This is a genomic window from Humibacter ginsenosidimutans, assembly GCF_007859675.1.
Taxonomy (GTDB): Bacteria; Actinomycetota; Actinomycetes; order Actinomycetales; family Microbacteriaceae; genus Humibacter; species Humibacter ginsenosidimutans.
The window spans coordinates 1,320,970-1,346,138 of sequence record NZ_CP042305.1 but is presented as its reverse complement, the minus strand read 5'-3'; the positions used below and the strand labels follow the sequence as shown (position 1 = coordinate 1,346,138).

21 protein-coding genes, 1 tRNA gene and 2 pseudogenes are annotated in these 25,169 nt (G+C 67.4%); 22 read left to right on the top strand and 2 right to left on the bottom strand.

Annotated features, from left to right (window positions below; translation table 11 throughout):
- Positions 1 to 143: 143 nt before the first annotated feature.
- Entirely contained in the window at positions 144 to 1,424 is a 1,281-nt protein-coding gene (locus tag FPZ11_RS06405) for a histidine--tRNA ligase (RefSeq protein ID WP_146319341.1), read from the top strand.
- A 12-nt stretch (positions 1,425 to 1,436) separates the two neighbouring features.
- On the opposite strand, the gene FPZ11_RS06400 is transcribed toward FPZ11_RS06405, so the two are convergent.
- Positions 1,437 to 2,408, bottom strand: a complete 972-nt coding sequence (locus tag FPZ11_RS06400) for an N-acetylglucosamine kinase (protein WP_168203753.1) — start codon at positions 2,406 to 2,408, stop codon at positions 1,437 to 1,439.
- A gap of 96 nt (positions 2,409 to 2,504) precedes the next feature.
- Here FPZ11_RS06400 and FPZ11_RS06395 point away from each other — a divergent pair, with 96 nt between their 5' ends.
- From FPZ11_RS06395 to mctP, 20 genes and pseudogenes are all read left to right on the top strand, one after another.
- Positions 2,505 to 3,500: a MurR/RpiR family transcriptional regulator gene (locus FPZ11_RS06395; RefSeq protein ID WP_146319337.1), complete on the top strand. Its 996-nt coding sequence runs from the start codon at positions 2,505 to 2,507 to the stop codon at positions 3,498 to 3,500.
- The gene (locus FPZ11_RS06390) at positions 3,497 to 4,252 is read left to right on the top strand and encodes a sugar isomerase domain-containing protein (protein ID WP_146319335.1); all 756 of its coding nucleotides are present in this window, start codon (positions 3,497 to 3,499) and stop codon (positions 4,250 to 4,252) included. Before FPZ11_RS06395 ends, FPZ11_RS06390 begins: the two co-directional genes overlap by 4 nt.
- Positions 4,253 to 4,323: 71 nt before the next feature.
- Positions 4,324 to 5,700 carry an N-acetylglucosamine/diacetylchitobiose ABC transporter substrate-binding protein gene (gene ngcE, locus FPZ11_RS06385; RefSeq protein ID WP_146319332.1) on the top strand — a complete coding sequence of 459 codons (1,377 nt, stop codon included), beginning with the start codon at positions 4,324 to 4,326 and terminating at the stop codon, positions 5,698 to 5,700.
- Positions 5,697 to 6,695 (top strand): carbohydrate ABC transporter permease, encoded by a 999-nt coding sequence (locus FPZ11_RS06380; RefSeq protein ID WP_246846563.1) that lies wholly within the window; start codon positions 5,697 to 5,699, stop codon positions 6,693 to 6,695. The genes ngcE and FPZ11_RS06380 overlap by 4 nt, the downstream gene beginning before the upstream one ends.
- Positions 6,692 to 7,594 (top strand): carbohydrate ABC transporter permease, encoded by a 903-nt coding sequence (locus FPZ11_RS06375; protein ID WP_146319330.1) that lies wholly within the window; start codon positions 6,692 to 6,694, stop codon positions 7,592 to 7,594. Before FPZ11_RS06380 ends, FPZ11_RS06375 begins: the two co-directional genes overlap by 4 nt.
- 151 nt (positions 7,595 to 7,745) lie before the next feature.
- A complete protein-coding gene (gene eno, locus FPZ11_RS06370; protein WP_146319328.1) occupies positions 7,746 to 9,026 on the top strand; it encodes a phosphopyruvate hydratase in 1,281 nt (426 codons plus the stop codon).
- 39 nt (positions 9,027 to 9,065) lie between these two features.
- Positions 9,066 to 9,515 carry an FtsB family cell division protein gene (locus FPZ11_RS06365; protein WP_246846562.1) on the top strand — a complete coding sequence of 150 codons (450 nt, stop codon included), beginning with the start codon at positions 9,066 to 9,068 and terminating at the stop codon, positions 9,513 to 9,515.
- A 4-nt stretch (positions 9,516 to 9,519) separates the two neighbouring features.
- Positions 9,520 to 10,035 carry a DUF501 domain-containing protein gene (locus FPZ11_RS06360; protein ID WP_146319324.1) on the top strand — a complete coding sequence of 172 codons (516 nt, stop codon included), beginning with the start codon at positions 9,520 to 9,522 and terminating at the stop codon, positions 10,033 to 10,035.
- Between the two features lie 39 nt (positions 10,036 to 10,074).
- Complete coding sequence (locus tag FPZ11_RS06355; RefSeq protein WP_146319322.1) at positions 10,075 to 11,478, top strand: NAD(P)/FAD-dependent oxidoreductase; 1,404 nt, start codon at positions 10,075 to 10,077, stop codon at positions 11,476 to 11,478.
- 135 nt (positions 11,479 to 11,613) lie between these two features.
- Positions 11,614 to 11,687, top strand: a tRNA-Leu gene (locus FPZ11_RS06350).
- 357 nt (positions 11,688 to 12,044) lie between these two features.
- On the top strand, positions 12,045 to 12,395 hold the full coding sequence (locus FPZ11_RS06345) for a PadR family transcriptional regulator (protein WP_146319320.1): 351 nt from the start codon (positions 12,045 to 12,047) through the stop codon (positions 12,393 to 12,395).
- A 1-nt stretch (position 12,396) separates the two neighbouring features.
- Entirely contained in the window at positions 12,397 to 13,758 is a 1,362-nt protein-coding gene (locus tag FPZ11_RS06340) for a permease prefix domain 1-containing protein (protein WP_146319318.1), read from the top strand.
- A gap of 128 nt (positions 13,759 to 13,886) precedes the next feature.
- Positions 13,887 to 14,540 carry a TetR/AcrR family transcriptional regulator gene (locus tag FPZ11_RS06335; protein WP_146319316.1) on the top strand — a complete coding sequence of 218 codons (654 nt, stop codon included), beginning with the start codon at positions 13,887 to 13,889 and terminating at the stop codon, positions 14,538 to 14,540.
- Positions 14,537 to 15,535, top strand: a pseudogene (locus tag FPZ11_RS06330) (MFS transporter); the annotation flags it as partial. The gene FPZ11_RS06335 and the pseudogene FPZ11_RS06330, both read left to right, overlap by 4 nt.
- Positions 15,536 to 15,820: 285 nt before the next feature.
- Positions 15,821 to 17,077 (top strand): alanine racemase, encoded by a 1,257-nt coding sequence (locus FPZ11_RS06325; protein WP_146319314.1) that lies wholly within the window; start codon positions 15,821 to 15,823, stop codon positions 17,075 to 17,077.
- The gene (locus FPZ11_RS06320; RefSeq protein WP_146319312.1) at positions 17,074 to 18,408 is read left to right on the top strand and encodes a D-arabinono-1,4-lactone oxidase; all 1,335 of its coding nucleotides are present in this window, start codon (positions 17,074 to 17,076) and stop codon (positions 18,406 to 18,408) included. The genes FPZ11_RS06325 and FPZ11_RS06320 overlap by 4 nt, the downstream gene beginning before the upstream one ends.
- A 172-nt stretch (positions 18,409 to 18,580) precedes the next feature.
- Positions 18,581 to 19,147: a LemA family protein gene (locus FPZ11_RS06315; RefSeq protein ID WP_146322744.1), complete on the top strand. Its 567-nt coding sequence runs from the start codon at positions 18,581 to 18,583 to the stop codon at positions 19,145 to 19,147.
- Positions 19,148 to 19,218: 71 nt separating this feature from the next.
- Positions 19,219 to 20,128, top strand: a pseudogene (locus tag FPZ11_RS06310) (M48 family metalloprotease).
- A gap of 319 nt (positions 20,129 to 20,447) precedes the next feature.
- On the top strand, positions 20,448 to 20,795 hold the full coding sequence (locus tag FPZ11_RS06305; protein ID WP_146319310.1) for a DUF3311 domain-containing protein: 348 nt from the start codon (positions 20,448 to 20,450) through the stop codon (positions 20,793 to 20,795).
- Positions 20,792 to 22,546: a monocarboxylate uptake permease MctP gene (gene mctP / locus FPZ11_RS06300; protein ID WP_146319308.1), complete on the top strand. Its 1,755-nt coding sequence runs from the start codon at positions 20,792 to 20,794 to the stop codon at positions 22,544 to 22,546. The genes FPZ11_RS06305 and mctP overlap by 4 nt, the downstream gene beginning before the upstream one ends.
- 31 nt (positions 22,547 to 22,577) lie before the next feature.
- Here the strand turns inward: mctP and FPZ11_RS06295 are convergent, their stop codons facing one another.
- The gene (locus tag FPZ11_RS06295) at positions 22,578 to 23,816 is read right to left on the bottom strand and encodes a winged helix-turn-helix domain-containing protein (protein ID WP_210415967.1); all 1,239 of its coding nucleotides are present in this window, start codon (positions 23,814 to 23,816) and stop codon (positions 22,578 to 22,580) included.
- A gap of 95 nt (positions 23,817 to 23,911) precedes the next feature.
- Between FPZ11_RS06295 and FPZ11_RS06290 the strand changes: the two genes are divergently transcribed.
- The gene (locus FPZ11_RS06290) at positions 23,912 to 25,156 is read left to right on the top strand and encodes an AI-2E family transporter (protein ID WP_146319306.1); all 1,245 of its coding nucleotides are present in this window, start codon (positions 23,912 to 23,914) and stop codon (positions 25,154 to 25,156) included.
- Positions 25,157 to 25,169: the final 13 nt, after the last annotated feature.

Genomic DNA, 25,169 nt, shown 5'->3' with positions numbered 1-25,169 from the left:
CAATCCGGATGCCGTCTCCGCTATTCCCGCGGCCCCGTTCGAGGCTCCCCGCCCCTTGCTCCCCGAGCGAGCGCAGCATCCCTCGTGCTTCCCGAGCGAGCGCAGCGAGTCGGAGGCCGCCCCGCCCTGGAAGAATGGATGCCATGGCTCAACCCGTGAACCCGCCCCGCGGCATGCGCGACTTCCTTCCCGCCGACAAGGCCCGACGCGAGCACGCCCTCGGCGTCATCCGCCAGAGCTACACGGCACAGGGTTTCGACGAGATCGAGACCCCGGTGATGGAGGATGCCGCCCGCCTGCACTCGGGACTCGGCGGCGACAACGAGAAGCTCGCCTTCGGCATCCTGCGAAGGGGCCTCAACGCGGAGGCGGTGGCCGAGCTGGCGCACGCCGGCGATCTCGAGGCGCTGACCGATCTGGGTCTTCGGTTCGACCTCACGGTTCCACTCGCACGGTTCTACGCGACGCACAGGGCCGCGCTGCCCGGTGTCTTCAAGTCCATCCAGATCGCGCCGGTGTGGCGCGCCGAGCGCCCGCAGAAGGGTCGCTACCGCCAGTTCGTGCAGTGCGACATCGACATCATCGGCGAGCAGGGCGTGATCGCGGAGATCGAGCTGATCACGTCAACGATCGCGGCACTCAGCGCGCTGGGACTCACCGGCTGCGCCATCCGCATCAACCACCGCGCCATCCTGCGTGGCCTCATCGGCTCGTGGGGAGTGCCGGAGGCCGACTACGAGCGCGCCATGATCACGATCGACAAGGAAGACAAGATCGGCGTCGAAGGTGTCGTCGTCGAACTCGTCGACCTCGGACTGCTCGACGCGGATCGTTCGGCCGCTGCCACGGAAGACCTTGCAGGACTCCCCGACGACGGCTGGGGCCTCCTCGACGGTGAGACCGCTCCCCGCTGGCTCGACGCCGACGCCTACCGTCAGCTGCACGACATCCGGGATGCCGTCGCCGCCGTCGCGCCCGAGGTGCCGTTGGTGTTCTCGCACAACCTCGTGCGCGGCATGGGGTACTACACGGGCGCGATCTTCGAGATCCAGCACCCTGAGTTCGGATTCTCGCTCGGCGGGGGAGGCCGTTACGACGGCATGATCGGCCGCTTCCTCGGCTCCGACGTGCCCGCCGTGGGGTTCTCGCTCGGATTCGAGCGCATCGTCGACCTGGTCGATGTGCCGGAGGGCGATGCCGCAGGGGCGACCGTGCTGGTCTACGACCGTGACGTCGACCCGGCGACCCTGTTCCGGCTCAAGACGCAACTCGTCGACGCTGGGGCACGAGTGCGCATCGAGCGTCGCGTGAAGAACCTCAAGCCGCTCCTCGAGCGGCTCTCCGAGGCCGGCTACACGCGCTTCGCGACCGTGACGGCGCAGACCGAGGATGTCGCCCAGCTGCAGTTCCGCGACCTCGCCTGACCGCGGGCCGCGCTACGCGCGCAGTTCCTCCAGCGAGTCGCGCACGCGTTCGAACATCGCCCGATCGACGTCGATGCCGTTGTCGCGCAGGGCGAGAACAGCGGCGCCGACCGTCCCGTCGGCCACCTGGCGCATCTCGGTCACGCCCTCCAGGCCGTCGAGCGGCAGCCCGAGCGTGCCGAGCACACCGCCACCGCCGACGGCGGGCCCGGTCACCTCGGGCGTGTCGATCGCCTTCAGCGTCGTGTGCAGCGCCGAACGGGCATCCGTGATGATCGAGCCGGCGACCGGATCGTCTCCGGCTGCGAACACGAGCGGGGCGAAGCGGGCGAGCTCGATCGGTCGCAGTCCGTACACGGCGTCGAGCAGCAGGCGCAGGGCCTCGGGGCGGCCGTCTTCTCCCGGTTCCGTGCTCGTGTCCGACGGGATGCCGGTGGCAGCGAGCGCCAGCGCCGTCAGGCCGGTCTGCGGCCCGCGCCCGTCCAGCTGCGCCGCTGCGGCCCGCACCACGCGATTGCCGATCCAGAACCCGGAACCGTCGTCGCCGAGCAGCCAGCCGAGCCCGTCGGCCGAGAGGTCCTGACGACCGTCTCGTACCCGGATGGCGGCGGCCCCGGTGCCGGCGACGATGGCGTAGCCGTCGTGTTCCCATGCTCCGGAGCAGAACGTGGCCAGCAGATCGGATTCCAGCACCACCTCGCCGACGACCCCGATCACCCCCAAAGCGGAGGTGATCCAGTCTGTCGACACGTAGGTGCGAGAACCGGCCATCGCGAGCACCGTCGAGGCTGTCACATTTCGAAGGGATGCCTGCGCCAACGCCGCGCTCGCCGCCGCCGACACCTCGCGCGAGGCGTGCTCAGTTCCTGATGAGATGGGGTTTCCGCTTCCGGCGCGGCCGTAGCCGATGCAGCGTCCGTCGGTGTTCACGACGACGGCTCGTGTCGAGGTTCCGCCGGCGTCGACGGCGAGGAGTGTTTCCATTCGATTGCTTTTCGATTTCGGGGCTTGAAAGTCGGGCGGGGAGTCCTGATAATACTTTTCAGTCAGCCCCCGACGAAGTGAGACGGATTTTTCAACATGACCGCGGCCCCCGAAACGGCACATGAGTCTGGTGTCACCCAGACCCCGGCCCCCGGACCCGTGGTCGGCATGCGCATCCAGTCTCGACTGCCGCAGATGTCTCAGGCAATGGCCAAGATCGCGACGGTGCTCCTCGAGACCCCGGATGCCCCGTTGCGGCTTTCGATCACAGAGCTCGCCGAGCAGGCCGGCACCTCGCCGGCGACGGTGACGAGATTCTGCCGCACGATCGGCTTCTCCGGCTACGTGCCCTTGCGGGTGGCGGTGGCGTCCGATGTCGGACGCGAGCAGGCGCGCGAGACGTGGAGCGAGGACATCGGCCGCGCGTTCGGACCGGACGACTCGCCCACCGAGGTGATGAGCACGCTGCTGTCCGCACACACCAGGTCGCTGCACGAGACCGCCGAGCTCATCGACCTCGCACGACTGCAGCGCATCGCCTTGCGCATCGCGACGAGCAGCCATGTCGACCTGTACGGGGTCGGCGGCAGCGGCATCATGGCGAGCGAGATGCAGTCGCGGCTCTATCGCATCGGCATCGACTCGCACGTCTGGCGCGAGGTGCACGCGGGACTCACGAGTGCCGCCCTGCAAGACGAGCACTCCGTCGGCATCGCCATCTCGAACACGGGGCGCACGGAGGAGACCATCCAGATGCTCCAGGTGGCCAAGTCCACAGGCGCTCTGACCGTCGCCCTCACGAACTCGCCGGGGTCGCCGCTGGCCCAGGTGGCGGACGAGCACATCGTCACTCTCGCCCACGAGCAGTTCCTTCAGCCGGACGACCTGTCGGCCAAGCACTCGCAACTCTTCGTGCTCGACCTGCTCTACCTCCTCGTGGCCCAGCAGAATTTCGGACGCACGACCACGACGCTCGCGGCCTCCGCCGTCGCCGTCGCCCCGCACCGTCGGTCGGCACGCGTGCGACGTCCCGCCGAGACCGGCGCTGAGCACGAGACCGCTTCCACGATCCACGACAAGGAGCATGCATGACCCACCTGTTCGACGACTTCCTGCACGAGGCCACGTCGCGCCTGAACGCGCTGACCGCGGAGGCGGATGCGGGTGCCCTCGATCCGGCGATCGACATCATCGTCGAGTCGCTGCGTTCCGGCGGCGTCCTTCAGGCATTCGGCACGGGGCACTCCGAGGCCTTCGCCATGGAGATCGCGGGTCGTGCCGGCGGGCTCATCCCCACGAACCGCATCGCGCTGCGCGACGTCGTGCTGCGGGGAGACCGCGACGTGGACATCCTCAGCGGCAGCGCGCTCGAACGCGACCCCGCGATCGTCGACGAGCTGTTCGCCCTCACCCCGCTGCAGCCGCAGGACGTCTTCCTCATCGCCTCGAACTCGGGCGTCAACGGCTCCATCGTGGGCATGGCGTTGAAGGCCAAGGAGGCCGGTCACAAGGTGATCGCCGTCACGAGCCTCGAGCACACCCTGGCGGTCGAGCCGAAGCATCCCAGCGGCAAGCGCCTGAGCGAGATCGCCGATGTCGTCATCGACAACAAGGCGCCGTACGGCGATGCGACGCTCGATCTCGGCGGTGACGTCAAGGGCGGCGCGATCTCGTCGATCACCGCGGCGTTCATCGCCCAGCTGCTCACGGTGGCGGCCGCCGAGCGGCTCGCCGCCTCCGGTGACACCCCGCCGATGTACATCTCCGCCAACATCCCCGGTGGAGACGAGCACAACAAGGCTCTCGAAGACCTGTACCACGACCGCATCAGTCGCACCGCCTGACAGGGCAGCGGCGCGGTCTTCCCGATTGCACCAAAACACCAGAGAAAACAACGAAAGGCAGCATTCGAATCATGACCACACAGAAGAGTGGAGTGGATCGGCGTACGTTCCTGCGCGGCGCGTTCGCCGCCGCCGTCGCGGTTCCCGTCACCGTCTCGCTGGCGTCGTGCTCCAGCGGTGGCGGAGACACCGGGAGCGGAGGAACCAAGTCCTCGTCGAACCCCTTCGGCATCAAGGAGAGCTCGAGCATCGAAGCCGTGGTCTTCAACGGTGGCTACGGCTACGACTACGTGCAGTACGCGGCGAACCTCGTTGACAAGAAGTGGAAGACCAAGGCCAAGGTCACTCCGCAGACGAACATCGCGCAGTCCCTGCAGCCCCGCTTCGTCGGTGGCAACCCGCCGGACCTCATCGACAACTCGGGTGCGAACCAGATCGGATTCAACACGATCCTGAAGAGCCTCGAGACCCTCGACGACGTCTTCGAGGCGAACAACTACGAGGGCAAGAAGATCTCCTCCACGCTCTACCCGAACGTGAAGGACCCCGGCACCTTCAGCAACAAGTTCGTCGCCATGAACTACGTGATGACCGTGTACGCGATCTGGTACTCGGCGAGCCTGTTCGAGGAGAACGGCTGGACCCCGCCGAAGACCTACGACGAGGCGCTCGACCTGGGTGCCAAGGCGAAGGCCAAGGGCAAGTACCTGTTCGTCTGGGGCAAGGAAGCCGCGACCTACTACCTCACGATGGCGCTCGACTCGGCGATCAAGGAGGGTGGCCTCGACGTGATGAACGCCGTGAACAACCTCGAGAAGAACGCCTGGTCGCAGCAGCCGATCCAGGACGTCTTCAACGCGCTGGAGAAGATCGTCAAGGCCGGCTACTTCATCCCCGGTGGCGCAGGCACGCAGTTCACCGCGGCCCAGGCCAAGTGGAGCAACGACCAGCAGGCCCTGCTGTACCCGTCGGGTGGCTGGATCGAGAACGAGATGAAGAACGCCACCAAGGCGGGCTTCAAGATGACCGGTGCTCCCGAGCCCACCGTGACCGACAGCCCGAAGCTCCCGTACGAGGCGCTTCGTGCCGCGGCCGGCGAGCCGTACATCGTGCCGTCGCAGGGCAAGAACGTCGCAGGCGGCAAGGAGATCATGCGCGCCATGCTTTCCAAGGATGCAGCGACGAACTTCTCGAAGACGCGTCTCGCGCCGACGATCGTCAAGGGCCTCGTGCCCTCCGACGGTTTCGGTTCGACCGCGCTCGTCTCCCAGACGACCATGCTCGACAAGGCAGGGTCGAACATCTTCGACTGGGAGTTCGCCAGCCTCTACGGCCTCAACACCGACCAGCTCGTGATCTGGAACGCGTTCCTGTCCGGGCAGGCCACGGCCGCACAGCTGACGACCCAGATGCAGAAGATCTCGGATAACGCAGCGGCATCCAAGTGACCTCGGCAACCAGCACCACGACGTCGGGCGGGCGGGTTTCCCCGCCCGCCCGGCGGCGCCGCAAGAAGCTGACCTTCGACAAGGTCAGCTTCATGGCGGTGTTCCTGATTCTTCCCCTGGCGATCTTCCTGCTCTTCGTGATCTGGCCGTTCGTCCAGGCGATCTATTACTCGCTCACCGACTGGGGCGGGTTCTCGCCGACGATGAACTTCATCGGCTTCCAGAACTTCGTCAAGCTCTCCCAGGACTCCACCTTCATCCAGGCAGTTCTCAACTGCGTCGAGCTCGGCATCATCGTGCCGCTCGTGACGATCGTGGTGGCGCTCATCATCGCGAGTGTCGTCACGGTCGCGGGACCGAGCAAGGGGCAGATCCGCGGTGTCAAGGCCTCCGGGTTCTATCGCACCGTCTCGTTCTTCCCGTACTGCATTCCCGCGATCGTCGTCGGCCTCATCTGGGCCGAGGTCTACGATCCGAGCGCCGGCCTGCTGAACGGATTCCTCACAGCGATCGGGCTTCACGGCTTCAACAACTTCGCCTGGCTGGGCGAAGTGGCCACAGCCATGCCCGCTTCGATGTTCGTCATCATCTGGGGCTTCATCGGGTTCTACACCGTGCTGTTCGTGGCGGCGATCAAGAGCATCCCCGCCGAGATCTTCGAGGCGGTGCGCCTCGATGGGGCCGGCCGGTTCCGTACGGCGATCTCGATCACCATTCCGAGCATCCTCGACAACATTCAGACCGCTTACATCTATCTCGGCATCGCGGCGCTCGACTCCTTCGTCTACATGTCCGCACTGTTCCCGAACGCCGGTGGGCCGAACAACACCACCCTGGTGATCAGCCAGGACCTGTTCAACACCGCGTTCCGCAAGGGTCAGTTCGGCTATGCGACGGCGATGGGCGTGGTGCTCGCCGCGCTCACGCTGGTCTTCGCCGGAATCGTGTTCCTCATCGTTCGGTTGGTGAGAGGTAGAGAGGAGGGACGGGCATGACCGCCACCCAGAGCATCGTCACGACGGGCAAGGGGAGCCTGAAGCCGGGACGCAACAAGACCAAGCTGACCGGTGGCGACGTCGCGGTCGGCACCGCCTCGCACGTGCTGCTGATCGCGTGGACGATCATCGTCGCCGTTCCGCTGCTGTGGGTCTTCTTGTCGTCGTTCAAGACGACGAAGCAGATTCTGGACAGCCCGTTCGGCCTGCCGCAGAAGCTCGACTTCACGAACTATGTGAACGCCTGGAACACCTCGGGCATCGGCACCTACTTCGTCAACACGCTGATCGTCGTCGGCTCGGCGCTGATCATCGTGATGGTGCTCGGCGCCATGTGCGCGTACGTGCTGGCGAGGTTCAAGTTCTTCGGTGCACGCGCGATCTACTGGCTCATGCTGGCGGGGCTGACGTTCCCGCCGTTCCTCGCGATCGTCCCGTTGTTCAAGATCCTGCAGGGCATCGGACTGCTGAACACCCTGCCTGGTCTGATCCTCACGTATGTGGCGTTCGCGCTGCCGTTCACCGTGTTCTTCCTCTACTCGTTCTTCCAGGGTCTCCCTGACGAGATCTACGAGGCGGCACAGGTCGACGGGGCGAGCGAGTGGCGCACGTTCTTCCAGGTGATGCTGCCCATGGCAACACCCGGAATGGCCGCCGTCGCCATCTTCAACTTCCTCGGGCTGTGGAACCAGTTCCTCCTGCCCGTGGCGTTGAACTCGAACCAGAGCAACTACGTGCTGACCCAGGGCATGGCTCAGTTCGCGTCGCAGGCGGGCTACTCCGTCGACTTCGGCGCGCTCTACGCCGCTGTCGTGATCACGGTGATCCCGGTGCTCATCGTGTACGTGTTCTTCCAGCGTCAGCTGCAGGGATCGGTGTCCCAGGGCACGAACAAGTAGACCGCACGGTCTGCGCGCGAAAGGGCGGTCGTCATTGGGCGGCCGCCCTTTGGCGCGCCTAGACTGTTCGCGCGCCCACGCTCGTTGCGCGCTTCTGGTCGGCGGCGCTGCCGGCCCTCGTCCCATTTAGATGAAGAATAAGGAGACCGTTGTGTCTTTGATCGAGGCTGTTGGCGCTCGCGAGATTCTGGATTCCCGTGGCAACCCCACCGTCGAGGTGGAGGTCCTGCTCGATGACGGCACCGTCGCTCGGGCTGCCGTTCCTTCCGGGGCATCCACGGGTGCATTCGAGGCGTACGAGCTGCGCGACGGCGACAAGTCCCGCTACGGCGGCAAGGGCGTCGAGAAGGCCGTCGACGCGGTGCTCGACGAGCTAGGCCCGGCCATCGAGGGTTTCGAGGCATCCGACCAGCGCTCGATCGACGCAGCCCTCATCGAGGTCGACGGCACCGAGAACAAGTCGCGCGTGGGCGCGAACGCCATCCTCGGTGTGAGCCTCGCCGTGGCGCGTGCGGCGGCAGACGCGGCGGATCTGCCCCTCTTCCGTTACGTCGGCGGCCCCAACGCGCACGTTCTGCCCGTGCCGCTGTTCAATGTGATCAACGGTGGCGAGCACGCCGACAACGGCATCGACATGCAGGAGTTCTTCCTCGCGCCGATCGGTGCATCGAGCTTCCGCGAGGCGTTGCGCTGGGGCGCGGAGACCTACCACGTGCTCAAGTCCGAGCTCAAGGCCGCCGGCTTCAGCACGGGACTCGGCGACGAGGGCGGCTTCGCCCCCGACCTGCCGAGCAACCGCGAGGGCTTGGACTTCTTGGTCAAGGCCATCGAGAAGGCCGGCTTCACGCCGGGCACCGACATCGCACTCGGGCTCGACGCGGCGGCGACCGAGTTCTTCGACGACGGCGTCTACACGCTCGACAAGAAGCAGTGGACCGCCCCCGAGCTCATCGACTACTACGCCGACCTCGTCGACTCGTACCCGATCGTCACGATCGAGGACGGCCTGGCCGAAGACGACTGGGAGAACTGGGGCCTTCTCACCGAGAAGCTCGGCTCCAAGATCCAGCTCGTCGGCGACGACCTGTTCGTCACGAACCCGAAGCGCCTCGCGAAGGGCATCGAACTCGGCGTCGCGAACTCCCTGCTGGTCAAGGTCAACCAGATCGGCACGCTGAGCGAGACCCTCGACGCCGTCGAGATGGCGCACCGCGCCGGCTACACGGCGATGTTCTCGCACCGCTCCGGCGAGACCGAGGACACCACCATCGCCGACCTCGTGGTCGCCACCAACTCCGGTCAGATCAAGAGTGGTGCTCCGGCACGGAGCGAGCGCGTCGCGAAGTACAACCAGCTGCTGCGCATCGAAGAAGAGCTCGACACGGCGGCCGTCTACGCCGGTCGCAGCGCGTTCCCGCGGTTCACGGCGTAGCGCACGGGTAACGGGGCGGGCATGCAGCAGTCTGGAGGCATGCCCGCCTCGAATCCCCGTGCGTCTGCCAAGTGGCTGCGCGGGCTGCGCTTCTCCTGGTTCAGCCTGGTCATGCTCGGCCTGGTGGTGCTCGGCGTGCTCGTGGTCGCGCCGACACTGCACCTGTATGTCGATCAGCAGCACAAGATCGCCGGGCTCGAGAAGAGCAATGCCGATACCGCGGCGAAGGTGACCGACCTGCACAAGCAGGCCGCGAACTGGAGCGATCCCGACTACATCAAAGCGCAGGCGAGAGACCGACTGCTTTTCGTGATGCCGGGGGAGACCAGCTATCTTGTCATCGACGATCGCCCGCCGGCACCGAAGAAGGATGCCGCTCCGGTGAGCACCAGCATCCAGAACACGAAGACGGATTGGCTCTCCGCGATCTCGGAGTCGTTCTTGACGGCGGGCCTGACGACCCAGACCGCCGACCAGCTTTCGAAGTGACCCCATGACAACACCACCGTTCGACGCGGCGACTCCGCGCGACATCGAGATCGTCTCGGCTCAGCTGGGACGTCCGGCGCGCGCCGTCATCGGCATCGCAGCACGGTGCGCCTGCGGAGCGCCCACCGTGGTCGCCACCGCGCCTCGGTTGGCCGACGGTACGCCGTTCCCCACGCTCTACTACCTCAGCCATCCCGCCGCGACCGCGGCGATGTCGAGGTTGGAGGCCGCCGGGGTGATGACCGAGTTCAACGAACTGCTCGCCGCCGATGACGAGGTGCGAGCCGCCTACGAGGGCGCGCACCGCGCGTATCTGGCGGACCGCGACCGTGTCGAGCAGGTCGACGAGATCGCCGGCTTCTCGGCCGGCGGCATGCCCACGCGGGTCAAGTGCCTGCACGCTCTCGCCGCTCACGCTCTCGCAGCGGGAGAAGGCGTGAATCCGATCGGCGACCTCGCGCTCGCGCGCGGAGGATGGTCGCCGGATGCCTGTGAATGTCCTGACTACGGCTTGCGGTAGATTAGACCCATACTTTTCGTTTCAAGGAGACGCTGTACTGTGCCCAAAATCCTGATCGTCGGCGGCGGCTACGCCGGCTTCTACACGGCTTGGAAGCTCGAGAAGTGGTTGCGCAAGGGTGAGGCGGAGGTCACGCTCGTCGACCCGCTGCCCTACATGACCTACCAGCCGTTCCTCCCGGAGGTCGCTGCCGGTGAGATCGAGCCGCGTCACGCGGTCGTCTCGCACCGTCGGCACCTGAAGAAGACGAACATCATCGGGGCCAAGGTCACCTACATCAACCACGCCGAGAAGAAGGCGACCATCACGCCGCCGGTCGGTGAGCCATGGGAGTTCGAGTACGACCAGGTCGTGGTGACGGCGGGCGCGGTCAGCCGCACCTTCCCCATTCCGGGCGTCGCCGACCAGGCCATCGGCCTCAAGGCGATCGAAGAGGCCGTCGCCATCCGCGACCGCGTGCTCGACAACTTCGCCAAGGCAGCGACGCTTCCTGCCGGACCGGAGCGCGAGCGGCTGCTCACGTTCGTCGTCGTCGGCGGCGGATTCGCGGGCATCGAGGTCTTCGCCGAGCTGCGCGCGTTCGCGAGCGCCCTGCTCAAGCAGTACCCGGAGATCACGTTCGAGGAGACGCACTTCCACCTCATCGAGGCGATGGGGCGCATCATGCCCGAGGTGTCGCTCGAGACGAGTCACTGGGTCATCAAGAACCTCGCCCAGCGCGGCGCGGAGATCCACCTCGAGACCCAGTTGCAGAGCGCTGTCAACGGCGTCATCGAGCTGAGCACCGGCGAGAGCTTCGAGTCTGACCTGATCGTGTGGACGGCAGGCGTCATGGCGACGCCGCAGATCGTGCGCCACACCGACCTTCCGATCGAGGAGCGCGGTCGCGTCAAGACCCGCGCCGATCTGCGTGTGACCACTGACGGTGACGACGTCATCGCCGACGCGTGGGCCTGTGGCGATGTTGCGGCCGTGCCCGACCTCTCGGGCTTCGGCGTCGGCGGCAACTGCGTGCCGAACGCTCAGCACGCCGTGCGCCAGGCCAAGCTGCTGGCGAAGAACATCGTCGCGACGCTCCGCGGGGAGGGCGTGAAGGACTACTTCCACAAACCGCTCGGCGCCGTGGCCGGCCTCGGGCTCGGCATCGGCGTCTACCAGTGGCGCAAGCTCGCCATCAAGGGATGGCCGGCCTGGTTCATGCACCGCGGCTACCACGGCCTCGCGATGCCGAGCTGGGAGCGCAAGTGGCGTGTGCTCGGCGACTGGTGGCTCGACTTCTGGCTGGGCCGCGACAACGTGTCGATGTCCGCAGTGCAGACGCCGCGTGCCGTGTTCGAGGAGTTCGCTGCGCGTCCGAAGCCGCCGGTCGAGGCTGCAGCGCCGAAGAGCGAGCCGAAGGCTGCGGAGAAGAAGTCTGTGACCAAGGAGCCGGCGAAGGCGTAGTCAGCTCGTCGAGCGAACTGTTCGTGACGCGGCCGTGTGGGATGTCCCGCACGGCCGCGTCCGTGTCTGTCACGCTCGTGCGTCGGGCGAGTGGGGGAGGGATCGCGCAATCCGGTAGCCTCGCGAGAGCGGTGAGCCCCCGTAGCCCAATCGGCAGAGGCAGGCGACTTAAAATCGCTTCAGTCTGGGTTCGAGTCCCAGCGGGGGCACACGCGATTGAGGCGAGAGCGATGGACGCTTGCGTCCATCGCGGAGCCGATTGAGCGTGTTGAGCGATGCGGAGCATCGCGAGCACATGGCGATTGAGGCGAGAGCGATGGACGCTTGCGTCGATCGCGGAGCCGATTGAGCGTGTTGAGCGATGCGGAGCATCGCGAGCACATGGCGATTGAGGTGAGAGCGATGGACGCTTGCGTCGATCGCCGAGCCGCTGGATGCCGGAGGCCGGCTCGCGCCAGGTGGTGCGGGAGAGCCTCGATGTGCTGCGAGTGTTCCCGATGAGTCAGCCCGCCCGGCGTCGGTACCTTATGCTGCGAGGTAGCTAACAGCTCTAGGTAGGGGACTTCATGCGCGTGGGCAAAGATCTGGTGGCCGCTGCGGCGACACCGTTGGTGCTGGGCATCCTCGCCGAAGGGGAGTCGTACGGCTACGCGATTCTCCAGCGCATCGCCGAGCTGTCGAACGGCGAGTTGAGGTGGAACGACGGGATGCTCTATCCGTTGCTCCACCGACTGGAGCGCCTGGGCCACGTTGATTCGAGCTGGGACTCCTCGCATCCCGGCCGGCCGCGCAAGCAGTACCGGCTCAGCGATGCCGGTGCTGCCGCCCTCGCCGAGCAGAGCGCGCAGTGGGACGTGGTGAGTGCTGCGCTGCGGAGCGTCAGGGTGCTGCGGGCCGCGGGAAACGGGCTGGCCTGACATGGACCTCGTGGTCGAACGCGGCATCGCGGAGTGGCGTGCGGAGCTGGCGGCGCGTGACGCCGTCTCCTCCGCCGATGTGCGGGAGCTCGAGTCTCACCTTCGCGATCAGGTCGACGCGCTCATCGCGGCCGGTCTCGCACCCGACGAGGCGCTCCTCGTCGCGGTGAAGCGCGTCGGCGCTCTCGACGAGGTCGCCGCCGAATACGCCAAAGAACACTCCGACCGGCTCTGGAAGCAACTCGTGGTGAGCCAGCGCACCCGCGCGACGGCGCAGGGAACGGGCCTCTATTGGGCGATCGGCCTGGCGATCGGTGCGGCTCTCGCCGTCAAGCTGCCGAGCCTCTTCGGGCTCACGCTGTTCACGCCGGGCGACTACTACGAGCGCAACATCGCTCTGCTGGTGTTGCCGTTCCTCGCGGCCTACTTCCTGGTGCGCCGCCGGGCGAGCGCCGGCACCGTCACTGCCGTGGCGGTGCCGTTCGTGGCCATGGCGCTGGTGGTCGACCTCTACCCGTTCGTCGAGGGGTCGGGAACGCCGTCGAGTCAGACCGAACTGCTCGCCATCATCCACTCGGCGGTCGTGCTCTGGCTCGCGATCGGCATCGCGCACGCCTCGGGCGACTGGCGCTCGACTCGGGCACGCATGGATTTCGTGCGCTTCACCGGCGAGTGGATCGTCTACTACGTGCTGATCGCGCTCGGCGGCGCCGTGCTCGCCGGACTCACCGTCGCCGTGTTCGGCGCGGTGGGCCTCAACGCGATCCCGTTCGTCGGTGAGTGGATGCTGCCCTGCGGTGCCGCAGGCGCCGTGCTGGTCGCGGCATGGCTGGTCGAGGCCAAGAAGAACGTCATCGAGAACATCGCCCCTGTGCTCACCAGGGTGTTCGCACCGCTCGTCACCCTGCTGCTGATCGCGTCGCTCGTCGCGGCGCTGGTGCAGTTCGACGTGGTGGACGGTTCCCGCGGCCTCCTGATCATCATCGACGTCATGTTGCTGGTGGTCACAGGCCTGGTTCTCTACGCGATGTCGGCGAGAGATCCGGATGCTCCGCCGTCGTGGTTCGACCGTCTCCAGTTGGTCATGTTGATCGCCGCGCTCGCCGTCGACATCGTCGTGCTCGTGGCCATGGTCGGGCGCATCGGCACCTACGGCGCCAGCGCGAACAAGCTCGCCTCGCTCGGGCTCAACGTGATCCTGCTCGTCAATCTGGCCGGCGCGGCATGGCTGCAGCTCGGGTTCCTCCGCAGGCGCACCCGCTTCGCGCTGCTCGAGTACTGGCAGATGGCCTATGTGCCCGTGTACTTCGTGTGGGCGCTGGTGGTCGTCGTCGTGTTCCCGCCGGTGTTCTCGTTCGTGTGACGATGCACTCGAGACGTGCATCTGCGGTGTCGGATGGTGCATACTTGGTCAACTGACCCAGTTCCGCCCAATGGAGAGCAGGAGCGACCCGTGACCCACACCACCACGTCCCATGATCGGGCACGCGCATGACGCGCATGTCCGTGGCCGAACGCCGCGAGGCGCTCGTCGCCGCCGCTCTGCGGGTGATCGCCCGCGACGGTGTGCATGCCGCCACGACGAGAGCCATCGCGGGAGAGGCGGGGATGCCGCAGGCATCCTTCCACTACGCGTTCGAGTCCCGTGATGAGTTGATGCGCGAGGTCGTGCGTCACGTCGTCGAGCAGGAGGAGGGATCGATCCTGCCTGCGATGGCGCCGCAGTCCGCACCCACCGACATGCGGCAAGCGCTGCGCAGCGGGCTGCAGCACTACTTCGCCGGCGTGACCGCCGATCCCGATCACGAGCGCGCCATGTTCGAGCTCTCGCAGTATTCGCAGCGCACGCCGGGGGCAGAGCACCTCGCGCGGCTCCAGTACGAGAGCTACGTCGAGCTCGCGGTCTCGTCTCTCACGGCCGCCGCACAGCTCGTCGACAGCAGCTGGACGCGTCCCATCGACGAGGTCGCCCGACTGCTCATCGGCCTCACCGACGGCCTCACCACCACGTGGCTGGCCACGCGCGACGACGTCGCCGCGCAGCGGTTCATCGACTTCGCGGCGGAGGCCGTCGCCCAGCTGAGTGAACCTGTGCGACCCGCCGCCGGCATCCGTTCCGCCGCCGAGAACGAGGTGCGAGCATGACCGCCGAGAACACCGCGGCCTCGGCCCAGGAGGGCACCGTCGCGGTCTTCGCCGAACCCGTTCGCCGTGTCGGCGGACGCTGGATCGCGGCGTTCGCGCTCGCCTGGTTCGGCGTGTGGATGGCGCAGCTCACCCCGATCCAGCTCCTGCTGCCCGCGCAGATCCAGGATCAGCTCAAGACCGACGACTGGGTGCAGAACGTCATCGCGTTCGGCATCATCTCCGGCATCTCCGCGCTCTGCGCGATCATCGCTTTCCCGGTGACCGGAGCGCTGTCCGATCGCACGACCAGCCGGTTCGGGCGACGTCGCCCATGGATCCTCGCAGGCACGCTGCTCTTCGGGCTCTCGCTGCTCGTGCTCGGGCTGCAGACCACCATGGTCGGCATCGGCGTGTTCTGGTGCCTCGCGCTCATCGGGTTCTGCGTGCTCACAGCCGCTCTCACGGCGACCATCAGCGACCAGGTGCCCGTCGGCCAGCGCGGCTACGTCTCGGGCTGGCTGTCGGCGCCGCAGGCCGTCGGCATCATCGCGGGCATCCTGCTCGTGACGGAGCTTGCACTCGGCACCTTCCTCGGCTACGCGGCGATGGCCGTGCTGCTCATCGTGTTCGTCGTCCCGTTCCTGTTCATCCCGGATGCCGTGCTGCTCCCGTCACAGCGTTCGCCGTGGTCGCTGCGCGCCATGATCGACTCGCTCTGGATCAGCCCCAAGAAGTACCCCGACTTCGGCTGGACCCTGCTCAGTCGCATCCTGGTCAACTTCGGCAACGCCTTCGGCACGACGCTGCTGCTCTACTTCATCGAGTTCGGACTGCACGAGTCCGCGAGCCAGGCCCAAGACGACCTGATCGTGCTGACGCTCATCTACATGGTGTTCGTCATCGCGGCGGCGCTCGTGCTCGGCAAGCTCTCCGACGTGCTCGGCAGGCGCAAGGCGTTCGTGTTCCTGTCGTCGACGCTGCAGGCCCTCGCCGCGTTGATCCTGGCCTTCGTGCCGATGCTCGGCGTCGCCATGGTGGCTGCAGGCCTCTTGGGGCTGGGCTACGGATGCTTCCTCGCCGTCGACCAGGGCGCTCGCGACCCAGGTGCTTCCCGACCCCGAGACCCGTGGCAAGGACCTCGGCATCATGAACATCGCGACAGCCGTTCCACAGGCCGCCGCGCCTTTGCTGGGTGCCCTGCTCGTCTTCCTCGCCGGCTTCACCGGCCTGTTCATCATGGGCGCGGTGTTCGCATTCGCGGGCGCGCTCGCCGTTTCACGCGTCAAGGGAGTGCGCTGATGATGATCGATCTCGAGGCGCCGCCTCAGGCATCCCGCCGGCGCTGGGACAACGCCGCGCTCTACTGGCCGTCGTTGACCTCGGCGACTGCCCACCTCGACGCGCCGGTCGCGGTGATCGAGCTCGACGCGCTGCGCGCGAACGCGCACGACATGCTCTCGCGCGCCGACGGCAAGCCCATCAGGGTCGCCTCCAAGTCGGTGCGCGTGCGCGCGGTCGTCGAGGCGGCGCTCGCCTTGCCCGGCTACCACGGTGTGCTCGCCTATTCGCTCGACGAGGCACTCTGGCTGGCGCAGGGCGACGCCGATCACGCACCGATCGACGACATCGTGCTCGGTTATCCCACGGCGAACCGCGCGGCGATCCGTCGGCTGGCGACCTCGCCCGAGTTGGCGTCCCGCGTCACGCTCATGGTGGACTCCGTCGCTCACCTCGACCTCATCGACGGTGTCGTGGCGCCGGGGGAGCGCGAGAGCATCCGCGTCGCTCTGGAACTGGATGCCTCGTGGTTCGGTCCGGCGGGCCGCATCGGCGTCTTCCGCTCTCCCGTGCACACGGCCGACGAGGCGGGCGACCTTGCGGCGCACATCGTGGGCCGCAAGGGTTTCACGCTCGTCGGCATGATGGCCTACGAGGCGCAGATCGCCGGGCAGGGGGATGCCCCGCGCGGCCGCCCCGCCTACGCCGCGACCGTGCGCTGGATGCAACGCAATTCCCGCGCCGAGCTGCTCGAGCGTCGGGCCGCCGCCGTGGCCAGAGTGCGCGGCATGGCCCAGCTCGAATTCGTCAACGGCGGAGGCACCGGCTCGCTCGAGTTCACCGGAGCCGACCCGTCGGTCACCGAGATCGGCGCGGGCAGCGGCCTGCTCGGAGGCCACCTCTTCGACAACTACCGCGGCTTCACGCCGGCGCCGGCCGCGGCGTTCGCGCTCGACGTGGTGCGCAAGGCGGACGCGCGCACGGCGACCATCCTCGGCGGCGGGTGGGTGGCATCCGGTCCGCCCGCCGTCGACCGCCTGCCGCGGCCCGTGTGGCCCACCGGGCTGCGGATGGCACCCCGCGAGATGGCAGGCGAGGTGCAGACCCCGGTCAGCGGACCGAACGCTGCCGGCCTGCGTCTCGGCGACCGGGTGTGGTTCAGGCACACGAAGTCGGGCGAATTGAGCGAGCACGTGAACGAGTTCGTGCTGGTCGAAGGCGGAGAAGCCGTCGGCACGGTTCCGACGTATCGCGGAGATGGGAAGGCCTTCCTGTGACGGCGACCGGCGCGCTCTGGCGCAACTGGGGGCGCAGCGAGAAGATCCGGCCGGCGAGGGTCGAGCGGCCGGAGGGCGTCGCCGCGGTGCAGCGCGCCGTCGTGTCGGCGGCCGAACGCGGGCTGCACGTCAAGCCGGTGGGCGCCGGACACAGCTTCTCGGGCATCGCGGTGGCGCCGGGCGTGCAGTTCGATCTGCACGCGCTGAGCGGTGTGATCGCCGTCGACGAGGCATCCGGTCGGGTCACCCTCGGCGCGGGAACCAATCTCTATCGTCTGCCCGAGCTGCTGAGGCCGTACGGCCTCGCGCTCGAGAACATGGGCGACATCGATCGGCAGACCATCGCGGGCGCCACCTCGACGGGCACGCACGGCACGGGCGGACGATTCGGGGGACTGGCCACTCAGATCGTCGGCGCCACGCTCGTCATCGGCGACGGCTCGCTGCTGCACGTCGACGAGTCCGAGAACCCCGAGCTGCTGCCTGCGGTGCGGCTCGGACTCGGCGCACTCGGCGTGCTGGTCGATCTCACGATCCAGTGCGTGCCGGCGTTCCTGCTGCACGCCGTCGAGTCGTCCGAACCGCTCGGCGCGGTGCTGGATGCCTACCTCGAGCGTTCGGCGAACGAGGACCACTTCGAGTTCTACTGGTTCCCGCACACCGCGACCGCCGTCACGAAGGCGAACACCCGCCTGCCGATCGACGCCGAACGGCATCCGCGGCCCCGCTTCGGGTCGTGGGTCGACGACGAGCTGATCGCGAACGGCCTCTACCGAGGCATCTGCGCCGCGGGAACCGTGCTGCCGGGCATGATCCCCGCCGTCAACCGGTTCGCGAGCCGGCTGATGGGCAACGGCGAGTTCACGGATGTCTCGCCGCGGGTGTTCGTCAGCGATCGCGACGTACGGTTCCGCGAGATGGAGTACGCGCTGCCCCGAGAAGCGGTGCCAGGGGCGCTGCGCGAGGTCGACAGGCTCATCTCCGCCCGGGGCTGGCGCATCTCCTTCCCCGTCGAGGTGCGCTCCGCCGCTGCCGACGAGAACTGGATGTCCACGGCCCACGGCCGCGACACCGGTTACGTCGCGGTGCACCGCTACTACCGCGAAGACCCGACAGAGTACTTCGCGGCGGTGGAGGCGATCATGCGCGGACACGACGGACGACCGCACTGGGGCAAGATGCACACCCGCACCGCAGACGATCTGCGACCCGCGTATCCGCGCTTCGACGACTTCGTCGCCGTGCGCGATCGGCTCGACCCGACAGGCGTGTTCGAGAACCGGTACCTGCGCACCGTGCTCGGGCCTGTTCGAGTGCCTGCCGAACGGTGAAACGGGTGCGCCGGGACCGCCCGCAGGCCGTTGTGACGCCAGCAGGCTGTGCGGTGTCCACATCGTTGCTCAGAGAGTCGTGGGAACGAGCCGAGCGACTGGGGGCGCCGGGTAGGATGGCCGGGTGTCCGCAGAGGACGCACCCGCTTCGGTCCTCGAGGAGTTGCCCGCCATGGAATGGCTGATCCCCGTCATCATCGTCGTCGTGATCCTGGTGATCATCGGCATCTACTTCTGGGCGATGTACAACTCCCTCGTCACGTTGAACGTGCGAGTCGATGAGGCGTGGAGCGACATCACGGTCCAGCTCAAGCGTCGTGCCGACCTCATCCCCAACCTGATCGAGACGGTCAAGGGATACGCCGCGCACGAGAAGAGCGTGTTCGAAGACGTGACCAAGGCGCGCGCCGAGACGCTGTCGGCGAGCGGGCCGGCAGAGGCATCCGTGGCCGAGAACCACATCCAGACCGCACTGCGCAGCATCTTCGCCGTCGCGGAGGCGTACCCGCAGCTTCAGGCGAGCCAGAACTTCCTCCGGCTGCAGTCCGACCTGGTCGACACCGAAGACAAGATCCAGGCGGCACGGCGCTTCTACAACGGCGGCGTTCGGGAGTTCAACACCAAGATCAAGGTGTTCCCGAACAACATGTTCGCCAAGCGGCTCGGCTTCAGCGCACGCGACTTCTTCGAGGTCGCCGACGCGAACGCCATCGCCGAACCGCCCCGCGTGCAGTTCTGAGCGGTCGGCGACAGCGCGACCAGCCCCGACGTCAGTGAACACCCGAACCACGATCTGCAGGGCAGCCGTCTATGTATAGGGCGATCGCCGCGAACAAGCGGAACACCGTCTTCATCATCATCGTCTTCCTGGTCATCATCGGCCTGATCGGCTGGCTCGCCAGCTATCTCTTCAACAGCTGGACGATCCTCATCGTGGTCATGATCGTGGCCACGGCGTACGCGCTGATCCAGTACTGGGCGGCCTCCGGCCGAGGCCGTCGCGGCATCGGGCGCCGTGGAGATCCAGAAGTCCGACAACCCGCGTCTCTGGAACACCGTCGAGAACCTCTCGATCGCCACCGGCATGCCGATGCCGAAGGTCTACATCATCAACGACCCGGCACCCAACGCGTTCGCCACGGGCCGTGACCCGCAGCACGCGGTCGTCGCCGCCACGACCGGCCTCCTCGACATCATGGACGACGCCGAACTCCAGGGCGTGATGGCCCATGAGATGGGGCACGTGCGCAACTACGACATCCGGGTGTCGATGATCGTGTTCGGGCTCACTGTGGCGATCGGACTCGTCGCAGACATCCTGCTGCGCATGAGCATGTTCGGCGCGCTGGCCGGTGGCAACAACCGCAATAACAACAACAACGGCGGCGGCGGTGGCAACCCCATCATGTTGATCATCGGCATCGTCGCCCTCGTGCTCGCCCCGATCATGGCGTCGCTCGTGCAGCTCGCCGTCTCCCGGCAGCGCGAATACCTCGCGGATGCCACGAGCGCGATGACCACCCGCAACCCCGAAGGTCTCGAGAGCGCCCTGCAGAAGCTCGAGGAATACGGGAGGCCGATGCGCAGGCAGAACTCGTCGATGGCGCACCTGTGGATCGCCAACCCGCTCAAGCCGAGCCTGATGAGCCGTCTGTTCTCCACTCACCCACCGATCCCCGACCGCATCGCGCGGTTGAAGAAGATGGGCGGCAGTTTCTGAGTTGTCTTGTGCGCGGGCACCCCAACCCGCGCACCGCTGTTGGCTCGGTGAGATGGCTGGTATCGGCGGCGTGCATGCCGCCGCCTTGTGGGGCGGGTTGCGTTTGCGAGAGCGCGCGGGCGGGCGTGGTGTGCGGGCGAGCCGGGCATCGGCAGGCGCGCCTGAAAATCCTCTTGACGTGACCTGACCGCCGGGTGAAAGGTTGTCTCTGCGTCTGACCCTCCGTCGGGGGGTCTGCGTCCGACCGAACGGTCCCGTGACACGCTCCAGGGCCTGCGGCCGGAACGAGTCGAACTGAGTTCAGCGCAAGGAGACAAAGGTGTCTGACCCCGATATCCCCACGCGCGGTCCGGCCAAGCCGGTGCCGTACGTGATCGCGGGCATCCTGATCGCGATAGCGATCATCATGCCGTTGATCGTTCCCCTCTACGCGTTCGCGGAGCCGACGCTCTGGGGGATGCCGTTCTTCTACTGGTACCAGCTGCTGTGGGTCTTCATCGCTTCCGGCCTGCTGGGCATCGCGTACCTCATCATGCGCAAGGAGGACCGACGCCGCAGGCAGGCCGTCCGCGGCGCGGGGCCGCAGGCGGCCACGGCACAGACCTCGGCCGGTGACGGCGATGGCGCCAACGGCACAGGAACCGACACCGAGGGAGACGCCCGATGACCGCACATCTGCTCTCCCTTGCGGCATCCGCCGGCCATCTCGCGGCGGCGACGGGTCCGGATGCCCACGGCAACCGGCCTGTCAACTGGGTGGCGCTGATCGTCGTGATCGTGCTCTTCGTCGTCGTGGCGGTGATCGGCTTCCTCGCCTCCCGCTGGCGCACCGATCCGAGCGCACGGGGCCTGCACACCCTCGACGAGTGGGGTCTCGGCGGGCGCGGGTTCGGTACCTGGATCACCTGGTTCCTGCTCGGCGGTGACCTGTACACCGCGTACACCTTCGTCGCCGTGCCCGCGGCGATGTGGGCATCCGGCGCCGTCAGCGGCTTCTTCGCCGTGCCGTACACGATCGTGCTCTACCCGATCGTGTTCCTGCTGATGAGCCGCCTCTGGTCGGTGTCTCACCGGCACGGCTACGTGACGCCCGCCGACTTCGTGGGCGGTCGTTACGGCAGCAGGTGGCTCTCCGTCGCCGTGGCGGTCACCGGCATCGTCGCCACCATGCCGTACATCGCCCTGCAGCTCGTCGGCATCAAGGCCGTGCTCACCGTGCTCGGCCTGGGTTCGAACACCAACCCGTTCATGGCCGACCTGCCGCTGATCATCGCGTTCGTCGTACTCGCGGCCTACACCTACACGGGCGGCCTTCGTGCGCCGGCGCTGATCGCGATCGTGAAAGACATCCTCATCTACATCGCGATCATCGTGGCCATCGCCTACCTGCCTGCCCACTTCGGCGGCTGGGAGAACATCTTCGGCGCGGCGGACAAGAAGCTCAGCGCGACGAACCCGGCGACGGGATCGCCGTTCGGCGCCGTCATTCCCGGTGCGGCCAGTTTCAACGCGTACTGGACTCTGGCTCTTGGCAGCGCGATGGCCCTCTTCATGTACCCGCACTCGGTGACCGGCGTGCTCTCCACGAAGAGCCGCAACACGATCCGTCGCAACGCCATGGTGCTGCCGCTGTACTCGCTGATGCTGGGCTTCCTCGCCCTGCTCGGCTACGTCGCGATCAAGGCCGGCACGCAACCGATCGACACCAACGGCGCCATCAACGCCCAGCTCGTCGTGCCGCAGCTGTTCCTCGACTCGTTCCCGTCGTGGTTCAGCGGCATCGCGCTTGCGGCGATCGCGATCGGCGCGCTCGTGCCCGCCGCCATCATGTCGATCGCGGCATCCAACCTGTTCACGCGCAACATCTACAAGGACCTCTTCAAGAAGAACGCGACGCCCAAGCAGGAGGCGAACGTCTCCAAGCTCGTCTCGCTCATCGTGAAGGTGGGGGCGCTGGTGTTCGTGCTCGGCATGGATCAGTCGTCCGCGATCAACCTGCAGCTGCTCGGCGGCATCTGGATCCTCCAGACCTTCCCGTCGATCGTCGCGGGCCTGTACACGAGATGGTTCAACAAGTGGGCACTGTTGGCGGGCTGGGCCGCCGGCATCCTCTATGGCACCATCGCCGCCTACAACGTGGTCAACCCGGCGACGCACGCCCACTTCGGCGGATCGATCGCCGCGTTCCCGTTCACCTCGGTGCCGGTCTACATCGGCATCTCGGCGTTCGTGATCAACGCCGTCATCGCCACCGTGGTGACGCTCGTGCTGCGCGCCTTCAAGGTGAAGGACACCACGGACTCCACCCGCCCGTCCGACTACGGCGCAGACGAGAACGACCCGAAGGTCGCGGCGGCCGAGCAGTCGCAGCCGCCGCTCGACCCCGAGCTCGACGGACGCGGCACGAGGGTCTCCTGAGCCGGCTGCTACACGCTCGCGGCGTCGTCGGTCAGCGGTTCACCACCGCTGCCAGCGGCGCCGCGAGCGTTCCACGGTCACGCACCGCCACGGCGGAGAGGCCCTGCCACCGAGCCGCCTCGTTCAGCAGCGCCGCGAGTCGCTCGGGCGTCTCGCCGTCCGCGCTGTCTTCGGCCCAGGCCGACTGCACGACGAGCACCCCCGCCTTGCGGTCACTCTTGAGGTCGACTCGGGCGACGATGCGGTCGTCCTGCAGCACGGGCAGCACGTAGTACCCGTAGACCCGTTTGGGCGCAGGCGTGTAGATCTCGATGCGGTAGTCGAGGCCGAACATGCGCAGCGCACGTGCCCGCTCCCACACGATCGGATCGAACGGCGACAGCAACGCCGACGCCCGCAGCGCACGCGGCATCCGCGCGCCCGTCGCCAGCCACGCACGTGTCGGACGTTCCGACGACCCCCACCCCGACGACCCCCGCCCCGTCACCCGCACGGGCTCGACGTCGCCCGCGTCTTCGAGCTCGTGCAGTGCTGCCAGGGTCGGTGCGCTCTTGAGCCGGTAGTAGTCGGCGATGTCCTTGAGCGTGCCGACCCCGTGTGCTCTCACGGAGCGGCGCACGAGCTCGCGCACGGCATCCTCGGTCGAGAAAGAGGTATCGAGAACCGTCGACGGGAAGACCTGCTCCGGCAGGGCGTAGCGGCGTTCGAATCGGGTGCGTCCGGCGATCGCCACATCGCCGAAGCGGAAGAGCAGCTCGAGCGTGTGCTTCACCTCCGACCATCCCCACCACGGCCCGCGGCGCACGTTGTCGTCGTGCTCGATCTCGCTGGCGGCCATCGGGCCGCGCTCGGCCAGCTCGTCGAGGAGCCGGCGCGCCGTGCGACTCCGGGCAGCATCCCACTCGGCGGTGTCCGTGCCGTACCGGGCGCGGAAGGAGTCCATGCGCCAGCGGAACAGCGCGCGGTCGTCACGATGCACGAACGCGGCTTCGTGCGCCACGTACTCCGTGTGTGCAGCGCGGGCACGCAGGGTGATCGCATCGAGCAGTGACTTGTCGTACGCGCCGAGCCGTGCGAACACCGGCAGATAGTGGCTGCGCTCGAACACGTTGACGGAGTCGATCTGCAGCAGGCCGAGACGGCGTACCAGTGCGTTCAGCTGGCGGGTGCCGACCGACCGAGGGTGCGGTGCGCCGAACCCCTGCGCAGCCAACGCCACACGGCGGGCGAGGGCAGGCGTGATGCTGCGGGTCGGAACTGTGGATGCCACCACGCGAGGCTATCCGCAGCCCCCGACAGCAGACATCCCGCGCACCGCGCCGAGGGTGCATGCGACGCGCAGCCTTCTGCAAATAGACTGACTCGATGGCGAAAGCACCCGTGCCGGACCGCGAGCCGACCGAGAGCGTCGAGGATTCCGTCCCGCGCGGCGTGCGTGTCGCCGCGGCGTGGTCATGGCGGCTCCTGCTCATCGGTGCCGTCATCGCCGTGGTCATCTACCTCATCGTGCAGCTGCAGCTCATCGTGGTGCCCGTGCTCGTGGCCGTGCTGCTTTCGGCACTGCTGGTGCCCTTGGTCGAATTGCTCACGAGGCGCCGCTGGCCGCGCTGGCTCGCCATCGTGGTCGCACTCGTCGTGGTTCTCGTGGTGGTCGGCGGACTCGTCGTGCTCGTCGTGCTGCAGATCCGCAGCGAGGCGCACGCGCTCCAGGTGCGCGGCATGCAGGCGTTCTCCGACTTCAACGCGTGGCTGCAGGCCCCGCCCCTGCAGCTCACCGGCTCGCAGATCGAGGGCTGGCTCGATCAGGCGTTCAAGGCACTGGAGCAGGACAGCCAGGTGCTCGTCTCCGGCGCCCTCTCACTCGGCTCGACGCTCGGCCACGTGCTGACCGGCGCGCTGCTCACCGCGTTCAGCACACTGTTCATCCTCATCGACGGCAAGGGCATCTGGTCGTGGATCGTGCGCATCTTCCCGCGCAGGGCGCGAGCCGCCGCCGACGGAGCAGGGCATGCCGGGTGGACGACGCTCACCAGCTTCGCGCGCGTGCAGGTGCTCGTGGCGTCGATCGACGCGCTTGGCATCGGCCTCGTCGCCTTCTTCCTCGGTCTGCCGCTGGTGATCCCGATCGCGGTGCTCGTCTTCCTCGGCTCGTTCATCCCCATCGTGGGCGCCGTGATCACGGGTGCGCTCGCGGTCGTGGTCGCGCTCGTCTACAACGGCTGGGTGGCGGCCGTCATCATGCTGGCCGGTGTGCTCGCGGTGCAGCAGATCGAGGGCCATGTGCTGCAGCCGCTCATCATGGGCTCGGCGGTGAAGGTGCACCCGCTCGCCGTCGTGCTCGTCGTCGCGGCGGGCTCGATGCTGGCGGGCATCCCCGGCGCGCTCTTCGCTGTGCCGTTCGCCGCCGTTCTCAACGTCATGGTCAAGTACGTGTCGTCTGGGGCATGGCGACCCGATGCAGCTGTGGCTTACACGGGGCCGCCCGATGCGCTCTGGCAGACCGTTCCGCGTCCTCGTCGGTGGCGTGATCGGCGTGCGGCGGACGCGGCCGCCACCACGCACGAGGCGGGGGAGAAGGATGCCGGCGGCCAGGCACCCGATCACCACTGACGCCCGCTGATGT